The organism is Streptococcus pseudopneumoniae, from assembly GCF_001070815.1.
Taxonomy (GTDB): Bacteria; Bacillota; Bacilli; order Lactobacillales; family Streptococcaceae; genus Streptococcus; species Streptococcus pseudopneumoniae_P.
In genome coordinates, this window is the sequence record NZ_JVLX01000017.1 from 1 (window position 1) to 13,876 (window position 13,876).

The 13,876-nt window shown below is 40.8% G+C and carries 14 protein-coding genes; 12 read left to right on the plus strand and 2 right to left on the minus strand.

Features of this window, described 5'->3' with window-relative positions; all coding sequences use genetic code 11:
- Positions 1–164: 164 nt before the first annotated feature.
- The 12 genes from trpX to ADG81_RS09885 all read left to right on the plus strand — a co-directional run bounded on the left by trpX (position 165) and on the right by ADG81_RS09885 (position 10,605).
- Positions 165–1,160, plus strand: coding sequence for a tryptophan ABC transporter substrate-binding protein (gene trpX / locus ADG81_RS01720; RefSeq protein ID WP_049550721.1), 996 nt, complete (start codon positions 165–167; stop codon positions 1,158–1,160).
- Between the two features lie 75 nt (positions 1,161–1,235).
- On the plus strand, positions 1,236–2,102 hold the full coding sequence (locus ADG81_RS01725) for an ABC transporter permease (protein WP_031237057.1): 867 nt from the start codon (positions 1,236–1,238) through the stop codon (positions 2,100–2,102).
- Complete coding sequence (locus tag ADG81_RS01730; protein WP_004254621.1) at positions 2,099–2,857, plus strand: ABC transporter ATP-binding protein; 759 nt, start codon at positions 2,099–2,101, stop codon at positions 2,855–2,857. Before ADG81_RS01725 ends, ADG81_RS01730 begins: the two co-directional genes overlap by 4 nt.
- Positions 2,858–2,946: 89 nt before the next feature.
- A complete protein-coding gene (gene dnaG, locus ADG81_RS01735) occupies positions 2,947–4,707 on the plus strand; it encodes a DNA primase (RefSeq protein ID WP_049550722.1) in 1,761 nt (586 codons plus the stop codon).
- Between the two features lie 2 nt (positions 4,708–4,709).
- Positions 4,710–5,819: an RNA polymerase sigma factor RpoD gene (gene rpoD, locus ADG81_RS01740; RefSeq protein WP_004259586.1), complete on the plus strand. Its 1,110-nt coding sequence runs from the start codon at positions 4,710–4,712 to the stop codon at positions 5,817–5,819.
- Between the two features lie 14 nt (positions 5,820–5,833).
- The gene (locus ADG81_RS01745; RefSeq protein ID WP_000331925.1) at positions 5,834–6,163 is read left to right on the plus strand and encodes a metal-sulfur cluster assembly factor; all 330 of its coding nucleotides are present in this window, start codon (positions 5,834–5,836) and stop codon (positions 6,161–6,163) included.
- Between the two features lie 115 nt (positions 6,164–6,278).
- Positions 6,279–7,322, plus strand: coding sequence for an alpha-galactosylglucosyldiacylglycerol synthase (gene cpoA / locus ADG81_RS01750; RefSeq protein WP_049550723.1), 1,044 nt, complete (start codon positions 6,279–6,281; stop codon positions 7,320–7,322).
- A gap of 15 nt (positions 7,323–7,337) precedes the next feature.
- Entirely contained in the window at positions 7,338–8,663 is a 1,326-nt protein-coding gene (locus tag ADG81_RS01755) for a glycosyltransferase family 4 protein (RefSeq protein ID WP_049550724.1), read from the plus strand.
- 14 nt (positions 8,664–8,677) lie between these two features.
- Positions 8,678–8,869, plus strand: coding sequence for a PspC domain-containing protein (locus ADG81_RS01760; protein ID WP_000744434.1), 192 nt, complete (start codon positions 8,678–8,680; stop codon positions 8,867–8,869).
- A 58-nt stretch (positions 8,870–8,927) separates the two neighbouring features.
- A complete protein-coding gene (locus tag ADG81_RS01765) occupies positions 8,928–9,062 on the plus strand; it encodes a DUF4044 domain-containing protein (protein ID WP_000863852.1) in 135 nt (44 codons plus the stop codon).
- 64 nt (positions 9,063–9,126) lie between these two features.
- A complete protein-coding gene (gene obgE, locus ADG81_RS01770) occupies positions 9,127–10,437 on the plus strand; it encodes a GTPase ObgE (RefSeq protein WP_000061642.1) in 1,311 nt (436 codons plus the stop codon).
- Positions 10,438–10,446: 9 nt separating this feature from the next.
- Positions 10,447–10,605, plus strand: a complete 159-nt coding sequence (locus ADG81_RS09885) for a hypothetical protein (protein ID WP_001808548.1) — start codon at positions 10,447–10,449, stop codon at positions 10,603–10,605.
- A 43-nt stretch (positions 10,606–10,648) separates the two neighbouring features.
- Here the strand turns inward: ADG81_RS09885 and ADG81_RS01780 are convergent, their stop codons facing one another.
- A complete protein-coding gene (locus ADG81_RS01780) occupies positions 10,649–11,119 on the minus strand; it encodes an arginine repressor (RefSeq protein WP_049550725.1) in 471 nt (156 codons plus the stop codon).
- A 469-nt stretch (positions 11,120–11,588) separates the two neighbouring features.
- Positions 11,589–13,871, minus strand: coding sequence for a Xaa-Pro dipeptidyl-peptidase (locus ADG81_RS01785; protein ID WP_049550726.1), 2,283 nt, complete (start codon positions 13,869–13,871; stop codon positions 11,589–11,591).
- Positions 13,872–13,876 lie beyond the last annotated feature (5 nt).

The following is a 13,876-nucleotide window of genomic DNA, read 5'->3' on the forward strand; positions in this document are numbered from 1 at the left end:
AAGCTAGCCGCAAGCTGCTCAAAACACTGTTTTGAGGTTGTGGATAGAACTGACAGAGTCAGTATCATATACCTACGGTAAGGCGACGCTGACGTGGTTTGAAGAGATTTTTGAAGAGTATTAGATAAGTGAAGTATTTTAAAGGAATAAAAAGGAGAAATAGAATGAAAAATAAACGTTTAATTGGAATTATCGCTGCATTAGCAGTCTTAGTAGCAGGAAGCTTGATTTACTCTTCAATGAATAAACCAGAAGCTAAGAATGAAAAGAAAGTTGCCAAAGTTGGTGTCCTTCAGTTTGTGAGTCATCCATCTCTTGACTTGATTTATAAAGGAATTCAAGATGGACTTGCTGAGGAAGGCTATAAAGATGATCAGTTGAAAATTGACTTTATGAACTCAGAAGGCGACCAAAGTAAGGTTGCAACAATGAGCAAACAGTTGGTTGCAAATGGCAATGACTTGGTTGTTGGTATTGCAACACCAGCTGCTCAAGGTTTGGCTAGTGCAACAAAAGACCTACCGGTTATCATGGCTGCTATTACAGACCCAATCGGTGCGAACTTGGTCAAAGATTTGAAAAAACCAGGTGGCAACATTACAGGGGTATCTGACCACAACCCAGCTCAACAACAAGTTGAACTCATCAAAGCTTTGACACCGAATGTGAAAACAATCGGAGCTCTTTACTCAAGTAGCGAAGATAATTCCAAAACTCAGGTAGAAGAATTTAAGGCTTATGCTGAAAAAGCAGGTTTGACAGTGGAAACATTTGCAGTTCCTTCAACAAATGAAATTGCTTCAACAGTTAATGTTATGACTAGCAAGGTCGATGCTATCTGGGTTCCAATTGATAACACCATTGCATCAGCTTTTTCAACAGTTGTATCAAGCAACCAATCAGCTAAAAAACCAATCTACCCAAGTGCAACCGCCATGGTAGAAGCAGGTGGCTTGGCATCAGTTGTAGTTGACCAACATGACCTTGGTGTGGCAACTGGTAAAATGATTGCGCAAGTCTTGAAAGGTGCAAAACCAGCCGATACTCCAGTTAATGTCTTTTCAACTGGTAAGTCAGTTATCAACAAAAAATTGGCACAAGAGCTAGGTATTACGATTCCTGATTCTGTTCTAAAAGAAGCGGGACAAGTGATTGAATAATCTGTAATGGAGGAGTTGGGGACATCTCCTCCAATTTTTTACAATAGAAATCATATAGAAAAGGTTAAGAAACAGATGATATTATCTATTATTTCTCAAGGATTTGTCTGGGCTATTTTAGGTCTGGGGATCTTTATGACATTTAGGATTTTGAACTTTCCAGATATGACAACAGAAGGTTCCTTCCCTCTTGGGGGAGCTGTTGCTGTCACTTTGATAACCAAAGGAGTGAACCCATTTTTAGCGACTCTTGTTGCTGTAGGAGCAGGTTGTTTGGCTGGAATGGCAGCAGGACTTCTTTATACAAAAGGGAAGATCCCAACCTTGCTCTCAGGGATTTTGGTGATGACTTCCTGTCACTCTATCATGCTCTTGATTATGGGACGTGCAAATTTAGGATTGCTTGGAACCAAGCAAATCCAGGATGTTTTGCCTTTTGATTCAGATTTGAACCAACTCTTGACAGGTCTCATCTTTGTCAGTCTTGTTATTGCTCTCATGCTCTTTTTCTTGGATACCAAACTAGGACAAGCCTATATTGCTACAGGTGACAATCCTGATATGGCTAGAAGTTTCGGGATTCATACTGGACGCATGGAGCTCATGGGCTTGGTCTTATCAAATGGTGTGATTGCCCTTGCAGGTGCCCTCATTGCTCAGCAAGAAGGGTATGCTGATGTGTCTCGAGGAATCGGGGTTATCGTTGTAGGTCTTGCAAGTTTGATTATTGGAGAAGTTATTTTCAAGAGTTTGAGCTTGGCAGAGCGTCTGGTTGCCATCGTTGTGGGTTCTATTGCCTATCAATTCTTAGTGTGGGCAGTTATTGCGCTTGGATTTAATACAAGTTACCTTCGTTTGTACAGCGCCGTGATTTTAGCAGTCTGCCTCATGATTCCAACATTTAAGCAAACAATCTTGAAAGGAGCCAAATTAAGCAAATGACAGCAATTGTAGAATTAAAAAATGCAACCAAAGTCGTTAAAAATGGCTTTGATGAAGAAAAGATTATTTTAAATGATGTTTCCTTAGAAATTTTTGAACAGGATTTCATCACGATTTTAGGTGGAAATGGTGCTGGGAAATCAACTCTCTTTAACACTATTGCAGGAACCTTGTCATTAACCAGTGGAACCATCCGTATTTTGGGTGAAGATGTTACCAAGTTTTCACCAGAGAAGCGGGCTAAGTATTTGTCTCGAGTCTTCCAAGATCCCAAGATGGGGACAGCTCCCCGTATGACGGTGGCTGAAAATCTTTTGATTGCCAAGTTTCGTGGTGAAAAGCGTGGACTGTTTCCGAGACGTCTGGCTAGCTATAAGGATGAGTTTCAGGCAACTATTGAAAAAGTGGGAAACGGTCTTGAGAAACACTTGAATACACCGATTGAGTTCTTATCAGGTGGACAAAGACAGGCTTTGAGTCTCTTGATGGCAACCTTGAAGCGTCCTGAATTACTCTTGTTAGACGAGCATACTGCAGCCCTTGATCCAAAGACCAGTGTGGCCTTGATGGAATTGACGGATGAATTTGTCAAGAAGGACCAGCTGACAGCGCTTATGATTACCCACCATATGGAAGATGCTCTCAAATATGGCAATCGCTTAATTGTCATGAAAGAAGGACGAATTATCCAAGATTTGAAACAAGAAGAAAAAGCAAAAATGAAAATCTCTGATTATTATCAACTCTTTGAATAAAGTAGGGAAAATGAGTGAAATGGTTTACTTTTTTTCTGAAATAAAGTATACTATATAAAGTAAACTATGATAACATGGAGGTATTGTGTATGGTTGACAAACAAGTCATTGAAGAAATCAAAAACAATGCCAACATTGTGGAAGTCATAGGAGATGTGATTTCTTTACAAAAGGCAGGACGGAACTATCTAGGGCTCTGTCCTTTTCATGGTGAAAAAACACCTTCTTTCAACGTTGTAGAGGACAAGCAGTTTTATCACTGTTTTGGTTGTGGTCGCTCAGGTGATGTCTTTAAGTTCATAGAGGAGTACCAAGGTGTTCCCTTTATGGAGGCTGTCCAAATCTTAGGTCAGCGTGTTGGAATTGAGGTTGAAAAAACACTTTATAGTGAACAAAAGCCAGTTTCGCCTCACCAAGCTCTTTATGATATGCACGAAGATGCAGCCAAATTTTATCATGCTATTCTCATGACAACGACCATGGGGGAAGAGGCCAGAAACTACCTTTATCAGCGTGGTTTGACAGATGAAGTGCTCAAGCATTTTCGGATTGGTTTGGCACCTCCAGAACGAAACTATCTCTATCAACGTTTGTCTGGTCAGTATCGTGATGAGGATTTTCTAGATTCAGGGCTATTTTACCTATCGGATGCAAATCAATTTGTAGACACCTTTCACAATCGGATTATGTTTCCCTTGACCAATGATCAGGGAAAGGTCATTGCTTTCTCAGGTCGTATCTGGCAGAAAACGGATTCACAAACTTCTAAGTATAAAAATAGCCGATCGACTGCAATTTTTAACAAAAGTTACGAATTATATCATATGGATAGGGCAAAAAAATCTTCTGGTAAAACCAGTGAGATTTACCTCATGGAAGGGTTCATGGATGTCATTGCAGCTTATCGGGCTGGAATCGAAAACGCTGTCGCATCTATGGGAACAGCCTTGAGTCGAGAGCATGTTGAGCATCTGAAAAGGTTAACCAAGAAGTTGGTTCTTGTTTACGATGGCGATAAGGCTGGGCAAGCTGCGACATTGAAAGCGCTGGACGAAATTGGTGATATGCCTGTGCAAATCGTCAGCATGCCTGATAACTTGGATCCAGATGAATATCTACAAAAAAATGGACCAGAAGACTTGGCCTATCTATTAACGAAAACTCGTATCAGTCCGATTGAGTTCTACATTCACCAGTACAAGCCTGAAAACAGTGAAAATCTGCAAGCCCAGATTGAGTTTATTGAAAAAATAGCTCCCTTGATTGTTCAAGAAAAGTCTATCACTGCTCAAAACAGCTATATTCATATTTTAGCTGACAGTCTGGCGTCCTTTGATTATGCCCAGATTGAGCAGATTGTTAATGAGAGTCGTCAGGCGCAAAGGCAGAATCGCATGGAAGGAATTTCCAGACCGACGCAAATCACCATGCCTGTCACCAAGCAGTTATCAGCTATTATGAGGGCTGAAGCCCATCTACTTTATCGAATGGTGGAGTCCCCTCTTGTTTTGAATGATTATCGTTTGCGAGAAGACTTTGCATTTGCCACACCTGAATTTCAGGTCTTATATGACTTGCTTGGCCAGTATGGAAATCTTCCTCCAGAAGTTTTAGCAGAACAGACAGAGGAAGTTGAAAGAGCTTGGTATCAAGTTTTAGCTCAGGATTTGCCTGCTGAGATGTCTCCGCAGGAACTAAGTGAAGTAGAAATGACTCGAAATAAGGCTCTCTTGAATCAGGACAATATGAGAATCAAAAAGAAGGTGCAGGAAGCTAGCCATGTAGGAGATACCGACACAGCCTTAGAAGAATTGGAACGTTTAATTTCCCAAAAGAGAAGAATGGAGTAATAATGGCAACAAAACAAAAAGAAGTAACAACATTTGACGTACAAGTAGCAGAATTTATCCGCAATCATAAGCAAAAAGGGACAGCAACAGACGATGAAATTAATGCTAGTCTAGTCATTCCTTTTACCTTAGATGCTGATGGAATTGAAGACCTTTTGCAACGGATTCAGGATGCAGGGATTTCAATCACAGATAACGAAGGAAATCCAAGTGCGCGTGTTCTTAGTGCTGAAGAAGAACCAGAACTCAGCGATGAGGACTTGATTGGTTCAACTTCGGCTAAGGTCAATGACCCTGTTCGAATGTACTTGAAAGAAATCGGAGTTGTTCCTCTCTTGACCAATGAAGAGGAAAAAGAATTAGCGCTAGCAGTTGAAGCTGGCGATATCGAAGCTAAACAACGCCTTGCGGAAGCCAACCTTCGTTTAGTTGTTTCTATTGCCAAACGCTATGTTGGACGTGGTATGCAGTTTCTTGACTTGATTCAAGAAGGGAACATGGGCTTGATGAAGGCAGTTGATAAGTTTGACTATTCTAAAGGATTTAAGTTCTCAACTTACGCAACTTGGTGGATTCGTCAGGCTATCACTCGTGCTATTGCAGATCAAGCTCGTACCATCCGTATCCCAGTTCATATGGTTGAAACCATCAATAAACTGGTTCGTGAACAACGTAATCTCCTTCAAGAATTGGGACAAGATCCAACGCCAGAACAAATCGCTGAACGTATGGATATGACACCTGATAAGGTTCGTGAAATCTTGAAGATTGCCCAAGAACCGGTATCCCTTGAAACTCCAATCGGTGAAGAGGATGATAGCCACCTTGGAGACTTTATCGAAGATGAAGTGATTGAGAATCCAGTGGACTATACAACTCGTATCGTCTTGCGTGAGCAGTTGGATGAGGTCTTGGATACTCTCACAGACCGTGAAGAAAATGTTTTGCGTCTACGTTTTGGATTAGATGATGGGAAAATGCGTACCCTTGAAGATGTGGGTAAAGTCTTTAACGTAACCCGTGAGCGTATTCGTCAGATTGAAGCCAAGGCTTTAAGAAAACTACGCCAACCAAGTCGCAGCAAACCGCTTCGTGATTTTATTGAAGACTAAGAGTGAGGATGAATATGGCTTATACAGAAGAGCAAATTGAAAACATCAAAACACGAATTTTATCAGCCTTGGAAGAAGTCATCGACCCTGAGTTGGGAATCGATATTGTCAATCTTGGCTTGATTTATGAGATTCGTTTTGACGGCGACACTGGACAAACAGAGATTGATATGACTTTGACAACTATGGGTTGTCCCTTAGCAGACCTTTTGACGGACCAGATTTATGATGCTATGACAGAGGTTCCAGAAGTAACGGATACTGAGGTTAAATTAGTTTGGTATCCAGCCTGGACCGTTGAAAAAATGAGTCGCTATGCACGCATTGCCCTGGGCATTAAGTAAACATATAATAGCATGTGAGAGATTATTGGAAAAGCGAGGAAATTTCCCCCTCTTTTCCTCTAGTCTCTCCTTTCTTTTGCTGATTTTATTCAAAGAAAATGATATAATAGTAGTTATGGAAAAAAAGAAATTACGCATCAATATGTTGAGTTCAAGTGAGAAAGTAGCAGGACAAGGAGTTTCAGGTGCTTACCGTGAATTAGTTCGTCTTCTTCACCGTGATGCCAAGGACCAATTGATTGTTACAGAAAATCTTCCAATCGAGGCAGATGTGACTCACTTTCATACGATTGATTTCCCCTATTATTTATCAACGTTCCAAAAGAAACGCTCAGGGAGAAAAATTGGCTACGTGCATTTCTTGCCTGATACACTTGAGGGGAGTTTGAAAATTCCATTTTTCTTAAAGGGAATTGTCAAGCGCTATGTATTTTCTTTTTACAACCGGATGGAGCACCTAGTTGTGGTTAATCCTATGTTTATCGAGGATTTGGTGGCAGCAGGTATTCCACGTGAAAAAGTGACCTATATTCCTAACTTTGTCAATAAGGAAAAATGGCATCCCCTTCCACAAGAAGAGGTGGCGAGTCTGCGAACAGAGCTAGGTCTTAGTGAGAATCAGTTTATCGTAGTAGGTGCTGGTCAAGTTCAGAAACGCAAAGGGATTGATGACTTTATCCGTCTGGCTGAGGAATTGCCTCAGATTACCTTTATCTGGGCTGGTGGTTTCTCTTTTGGTGGTATGACAGATGGTTATGAACGCTACAAGAAAATCATGGAAAATCCTCCTAAAAATTTGATTTTTCCAGGTATTGTATCGCCAGAGCGGATGCGCGAATTGTATGCCCTAGCTGACCTTTTCTTGTTGCCTAGTTACAATGAGCTCTTTCCGATGACTATTCTAGAAGCTGCCAGTTGTGAGGCTCCTATTATGCTACGTGATTTGGATCTTTATAAGGTGATTTTAGAGGGAAATTATCGGGCAACAGCAGATAGAGAAGAGATGAAAGAGGCTATTTTAGAATATCAAGCAAATCCTGCTGCTTTAAAAGACCTCAAAGAAAAAGCTAAGAATATTTCCAGAGAGTATTCAGAAGAGCATCTGTTACAAATCTGGTTGGACTTTTATGAGAAACAAGCCGCTTTAGGGAGAAAGTAAAAAGTGAGGTAATCTATGCGAATTGGTTTATTTACAGATACCTATTTTCCTCAGGTTTCAGGTGTTGCGACCAGTATTCGAACCTTGAAAACAGAGCTTGAAAAGCAGGGACATGCTGTTTTCATCTTTACGACGACAGATAAGGATGTCAATCGCTACGAAGATTGGCAAATTATCCGCATTCCAAGTGTTCCTTTCTTTGCTTTTAAGGATCGTCGCTTTGCCTATCGAGGTTTTAGCAAGGCGCTTGAAATTGCCAAACAGTATCAGCTAGATATCATCCATACTCAGACAGAATTTTCTCTTGGCTTGTTGGGGATTTGGATTGCGCGTGAATTGAAAATCCCAGTCATCCATACCTATCACACCCAATACGAAGACTATGTGCATTATATTGCCAAGGGGATGTTGATTCGTCCTAGCATGGTCAAGTATCTGGTCAGAGGTTTCCTTCATGATGTGGATGGGGTGATTTGCCCGAGTGAGATTGTCCGAGACTTGCTATCTGACTATAAGGTCAAGGTAGAAAAACGGGTCATTCCAACTGGGATTGAATTAGCTAAGTTTGAGCGTCCGGAAATCAAGCAGGAAAATCTGAAAGAACTGCGTAGTAAATTAGGGATTCAAGAGGACGAACAGATGTTGCTGAGTCTTTCCAGAATTTCTTATGAAAAAAATATTCAAGCAGTATTAGCAGCTTTTGCAGAAGTTTTGAAAGAAGAAGACAAGGTTAAACTGGTAGTTGCTGGGGATGGGCCTTATCTGAATGACCTCAAAGAGCAAGCTCAAAAACTAGAGATTCAAGACTTCATTGTCTTTACAGGGATGGTTGCTCCTAGTGAGACGGCTCTTTACTATAAGGCGGCGGATTTCTTCATATCGGCATCAACAAGTGAGACACAAGGTTTGACATACTTGGAAAGCTTAGCCAGTGGAACGCCAGTTATTGCTCACGGAAATCCTTATCTGGATAATCTGATCAATGACAAGATGTTTGGAACCTTGTACTACGGTGAACATGATTTGGCTGGAGCTATTTTGGAAGCCCTGATTGCAACTCCAGATATGGATGAGCATACCTTATCAGAGAAATTGTACGAGATTTCAGCTGAGAACTTTGGAAAACTAGTGCATGAGTTTTATCTGGATGCCATTATTTCAAATAACTTCCAGAAAGATTTAGCAAAAGATGATACGGTCAGTCAGCGTATCTTTAAGACAGTTTTGTATCTACCGCAACAGGTGGTTGCTGTGCCTGTAAAAGGCTCTAGACGAATGCTGAGGGCTTCAAAAACACAGTTAATCAGCATCAGAGATTATTGGAAAGACCATGAAGAATAGAAAGAGGAATAGCTATGAAAAAACAATTGATGAGAAGTGGTAGTGATCAAAAAATTGCTGGAGTATGTGCTGGGGTCGCAAATTATTTTGATATTGATCCGACTATTGTTCGTGTAATATGGGGTGTTCTTGCATTTTGTTATGGGGCAGGAATTGTAGCTTATATCATTTTATGGATTATTGCGCCGGTAGCAAGTGACTATTGAAAACTAGCTAAATTCATGCTAAGATAATAGAAAATAGAATGTAACGAAGGAGATAAAAATGGCATTTGGAGATAATGGAAAACGTAAAAAAACGATGTTTGAGAAATTAACCTTGCTTATCGTACTTATCATGTTAGTAGCAAGTATTTTGGGTATTTTTGCAACTGCAATTGGTGCCCTCAGTAATCTATAAAATAGATTCAAGAAAATTTTGTGACTGGGATTTCCCAGCCCTTTTTTAAAGTGAGAAGAAAAAAATGAGTATGTTTTTAGATACAGCCAAGATCAAGGTCAAGGCTGGTAATGGTGGCGATGGTATGGTTGCCTTTCGCCGTGAAAAATATGTCCCTAATGGCGGTCCTTGGGGTGGTGACGGTGGTCGTGGAGGTAATGTAGTCTTCGTTGTAGACGAAGGTCTACGTACTCTCATGGATTTCCGCTATAATCGCCATTTCAAGGCTGATTCTGGTGAGAAAGGAATGACCAAAGGGATGCATGGTCGTGGTGCTGAGGACCTTAGAGTTCGAGTACCACAAGGTACGACTGTGCGTGATGCTGAGACAGGCAAGGTCTTGACAGATTTGATTGAACACGGTCAAGAATTTATCGTTGCCCACGGTGGTCGTGGTGGACGTGGAAATATCCGCTTTGCAACACCAAAAAATCCTGCACCGGAAATCTCTGAAAATGGAGAACCAGGTCAGGAACGTGAGTTACAATTGGAACTAAAAATCTTGGCTGATGTTGGTTTAGTTGGATTCCCATCTGTTGGGAAATCAACACTTTTAAGTGTTATTACCTCAGCTAAACCTAAAATTGGTGCCTACCACTTTACGACCATTGTGCCAAATCTAGGTATGGTTCGTACCCAATCAGGTGAATCCTTTGCAGTAGCTGATTTACCAGGTTTGATTGAAGGGGCTAGTCAGGGTGTCGGTTTGGGAACTCAGTTCCTCCGCCACATTGAGCGTACCCGTGTCATCCTTCATATTATTGATATGTCAGCTAGCGAAGGACGTGATCCTTATGAGGATTATCTTGCTATTAACAAGGAGTTGGAGTCATACAATCTTCGTCTCATGGAGCGTCCACAGATTATCGTAGCCAATAAGATGGATATGCCTGAGAGTCAGGAAAATCTTGAGGAATTCAAGAAGAAATTAGCTGAAAATTACGATGAATTTGAAGAGCTACCAGCTATTTTCCCAATATCTGGTTTGACCAAGCAAGGTCTGGCTACACTTTTGGATGCTACAGCTGAATTGTTAGACAAGACACCAGAATTCTTGCTCTACGACGAGTCAGATATGGAAGAAGAAGCTTACTATGGATTTGATGAGGAAGAAAAAGCCTTTGAAATTAGTCGTGATGACGATGCGACATGGGTACTTTCTGGTGAAAAACTCATGAAACTCTTTAATATGACCAACTTTGATCGTGACGAATCGGTCATGAAATTTGCCCGTCAATTACGTGGTATGGGGGTTGATGAAGCCCTTCGTGCGCGTGGTGCTAAAGATGGTGACTTGGTCCGAATTGGTAAATTTGAGTTTGAATTTGTAGACTAGGAGACTGATATGGGAGATAAACCGATATCTTTCCGAGATGCGGATGGTAATTTCGTTTCTGCCGCAGACGTTTGGAATGAAAAGAAATTGGAAGAACTATTTAATCGTCTCAATCCAAATCGTGCCCTAAGATTGGCACGAACTAAAAAAGAAAATCCATCTCAGTAAAGAATATAACAAAATTCCGTGCCACATGAGACACGGAATTTTATTATTCTTCAAAGAAAAATGGTGGAGCGAATTTTTTCAATTCTTCAAAGCATTTTTGAGCAGCTTCTGCATCTTCACAGATGACAAGGCAAACATCATCACCACAGAGAGTAGCGATAGCGTCAGGGAAGCTCAAGGCATCAATGATAGAACCAAAGGATTGAGCAAGTCCAGGAAGGGTTTTTAGTAGGACTTGATGTTGAACTGGGCGCATCAAGACAAGAGCATCTTCCATGTAAATTTCTAGGCGTTTTTCCCATTTTGAGATAGAACCTGTATTGAGCACGTAGTAAGAGTTATCCTCTTCTCGGACTTTTGACAGGTTCATATTTTTGATGTCGCGTGAGAGAGTTGCCTGGGTAACTTGAATGTCGTTATCAGCAAGAAGGGCTTGCAGCTCAGCCTGTGTATGAATCTTGTTTTTTGCAACAAGAGCGCGTATGAGTTGGTGTCGGTGTTCAGATTTATTCATAAAATGTTACTCCTTGTACTAGGTACAGAAAGCGTGGACTGATCGAAATTGTCAGTCGAGTGGTAAGCGGTATTGTCACGTATGATGATTTTAAAGTCAGTAGTATAAAGAACTATACGGAGAAAATCTCCTTCTTTTAACTTGTCACTAGTTGGGTGGAGATGAATTGGCTCTCTATCCGTTTATTTACATTAGTGTCCTCTACTAACAGTAAATCATTCAATTAGGTTAGCCTTTTGTCACGACTTGTTGTGAATTTATGCCAAATGGCAATTCACAGAGATTATCCAACATGTGGTCTGGTAGCGAGTATTATAAATGATTGCACATGTTGGTTAGGGTCTTAGTATCTTTTGTCCAAAATCCCGTTTTAGACACGTCATAGGCCTAGACTAGGATTGAATTTGATACTAAGTTTATGTGTAGTTTGACAGTTCAAGTAGAAATCTTCCATCTTGAAAGTCTGATATTATACCTTTTGACAAGGTAGGATAAGACTAGACTGTTCAAGATCAACAGTCAGCTGGTATGCGGTATTGTCACGAATTGTGATTTCAAAGTCAGTAGTATAGAGGACTAAACGAAGAGTATCTCCTTCTTTTAGCTTGTAAATAGTTGGTTGCAGTTCAAACTGGATATCCATCCATTCATCTGCAGTAATATCCTCTACCAACAGTAAATCATTTCTATTTTGTAAATTGAGATAGCCCTTTGTCACGACTCGTTGCGCATTTTCACGAAATGGCAATTCACAGAGATTTTCCAACATGTGGTAGCGTCCATTATCAACGGTTCTAGCACTTAAAACAGCTGGATAAGGTTGTAGGTATTTCTTTTGTCCAAGTTGCATTAGTTGGGCTGATAAGAGCCCCTTGTTTGTACTGGACTTGATACGCAGATTGAGCTGAGCGCGACCGTTCAGGTGGAGATCCTTGGTTACAGGAAGGTCAATAGTAATTTGATTGGCTTTCCCTTGATAGAGGTCTGTATTAAAGGTCTGGTATGTTTTACCATAGCGCTCAAAATCCTTGTCTGGGTACTGGTTTTGAATGACTTGCTGTTCTTGACCAAGTGAGAAGATTTCAAAGTTATCTTGCTCACCGAAATTATCAAGTGATAACCAAGTCTGAGGAGCGGTATTATCCTGCCAGATAACAGTCGGAAGTTGAAAATCTGTTTCTTGACCCAATAATTTCTTAGTCAATAAGGCGTTCATAGATTCACGGAAGTCAATGGATTGCCAGTTGTTCATATAAACATGGGCACCATTATGGAAAAAGAGATGCTTATTGATATGAGATGGAAGAGCTTGGAACATCTGGTAAACATGAAGTGGTTTGACATTCCAATCCTGAGAACCATGAGTAAAGACAACCTCAGCCTTTACTTTATGGGCATTGAGCAGATAATTGCGGTCATGCCAAAACTGATTGTAGTCGCCAGTCTTGCGATTCAGTTGCTCTTTTACTTTTTCTAAGTCAGCTTGGTGAGCTTCGTTACCACGGATATAGTCACCAGCCAAGAGATTACGAGAGTAGGTTAGTTCAGCAAGGGAGTCAAAATCCTCACCTGGATAACCACCTGGGCTAGTGAATAGACCGTTTTCACGGTAGTAGTTGTACCAAGATGAAATGCCAGCCTCGGCAATGATGACTTCTAAACCATCAACACCTGTGGTCGCAAGACCATTGGACATGGTGCCTAGATAGGAAAGTCCAGTTGTGGCTACTTTTCCGTTTGACCAGTCAGCCTTGACTTGACGCTGGCGCGTGTGATCAGTAAAGGCACGGCAACGACCATTGAGCCAATCGATGACATTTTTATAAGCCTCTATTTGCTGGTAATCCCCGTTAGTCATGAAACCAGTAGAGTTTTTGGTACCAACACCTGAGACATAGAGATTAGCAAAACCTCGTGGAAGGAAGTAGTCGTTGAGAGTATAGCTAGCGTTGATGTGCGTTAGCTTTTCCTCAGCTTCTGACACAAGCTCAGCTTGACCTTGGGGTTGGACGAGATTGAGTTGAGGTTCTTCAAGCTCAATCTTGTGAGCAGGTTTGACCTCAAGTTCACCCTCCATCTTGTAGAGGGCCTTATCACTAGCCTTGTCATTGGTTCCCTGATGGTAGGGGCTAGCTGTCATGATAGCAGGAATTTGGCCGTCATAACGAGGACGAATAATGCTGACCTTGACTAAGTCTGGAAGACCTTTTTGGTCAGTATCGACACGTGACTCAACGTAAACGACTTCACGAATGGCATCATGGCTAGAAAAAGTAGCCAAACTCTTGCCGTTAAAGTAGCGATAGTCATTATCCTCAGAAATAAGACCGTCACTGACAAGTTGGTCGATAAGAGTGTTCCCCTTTTTGGTACGAGTATTGAGTAACTGATAGAGATTTTCAATCAAGTCACCATATACAATAGGAAATCCAGACTCTTTACGAAAAACATCACTGTCTTCAAAGTCAACCAAATAAGAAAAACCTAAAAGTTGAAAGGCTACAGTATAGAAAATATCTGCAGTCAACTCTTTATCTGATTGAAAAAATGTCAGTAAGTCAGTTTCTTTATCAACTGCTAAACTGGATAGAGGATAGGTGCTATCTTTAAAATTAAAAAAGAAACGAATGAGAAACGCTTCAAGCATTTTTTTATTTGTGATGTTGACTGGTAAATCAAATCCATACTTTTTTAATTCAAAGATAATTGTATCTCTAGGTAGCGCTAAATAGCTAAATCGATTAAAACGCATAAAAC

What these genes read in the sequence shown, in the direction of transcription:
- trpX (WP_049550721.1), top strand. Translation starts at nt 165, where the DNA reads ATGAAAAATAAACGTTTAATTGGAATTATCGCTGCATTAGCAGTCTTA.
- ADG81_RS01725 (WP_031237057.1), top strand. Translation starts at nt 1,236, where the DNA reads ATGATATTATCTATTATTTCTCAAGGATTTGTCTGGGCTATTTTAGGT.
- ADG81_RS01730 (WP_004254621.1), top strand. Translation starts at nt 2,099, where the DNA reads ATGACAGCAATTGTAGAATTAAAAAATGCAACCAAAGTCGTTAAAAAT.
- dnaG (WP_049550722.1), top strand. Translation starts at nt 2,947, where the DNA reads ATGGTTGACAAACAAGTCATTGAAGAAATCAAAAACAATGCCAACATT.
- rpoD (WP_004259586.1), top strand. Translation starts at nt 4,710, where the DNA reads ATGGCAACAAAACAAAAAGAAGTAACAACATTTGACGTACAAGTAGCA.
- ADG81_RS01745 (WP_000331925.1), top strand. Translation starts at nt 5,834, where the DNA reads ATGGCTTATACAGAAGAGCAAATTGAAAACATCAAAACACGAATTTTA.
- cpoA (WP_049550723.1), top strand. Translation starts at nt 6,279, where the DNA reads ATGGAAAAAAAGAAATTACGCATCAATATGTTGAGTTCAAGTGAGAAA.
- ADG81_RS01755 (WP_049550724.1), top strand. Translation starts at nt 7,338, where the DNA reads ATGCGAATTGGTTTATTTACAGATACCTATTTTCCTCAGGTTTCAGGT.
- ADG81_RS01760 (WP_000744434.1), top strand. Translation starts at nt 8,678, where the DNA reads ATGAAAAAACAATTGATGAGAAGTGGTAGTGATCAAAAAATTGCTGGA.
- ADG81_RS01765 (WP_000863852.1), top strand. Translation starts at nt 8,928, where the DNA reads ATGGCATTTGGAGATAATGGAAAACGTAAAAAAACGATGTTTGAGAAA.
- obgE (WP_000061642.1), top strand. Translation starts at nt 9,127, where the DNA reads ATGAGTATGTTTTTAGATACAGCCAAGATCAAGGTCAAGGCTGGTAAT.
- ADG81_RS09885 (WP_001808548.1), top strand. Translation starts at nt 10,447, where the DNA reads ATGGGAGATAAACCGATATCTTTCCGAGATGCGGATGGTAATTTCGTT.
- ADG81_RS01780 (WP_049550725.1), bottom strand. Translation starts at nt 11,119, where the DNA reads ATGAATAAATCTGAACACCGACACCAACTCATACGCGCTCTTGTTGCA.
- ADG81_RS01785 (WP_049550726.1), bottom strand. Translation starts at nt 13,871, where the DNA reads ATGCGTTTTAATCGATTTAGCTATTTAGCGCTACCTAGAGATACAATT.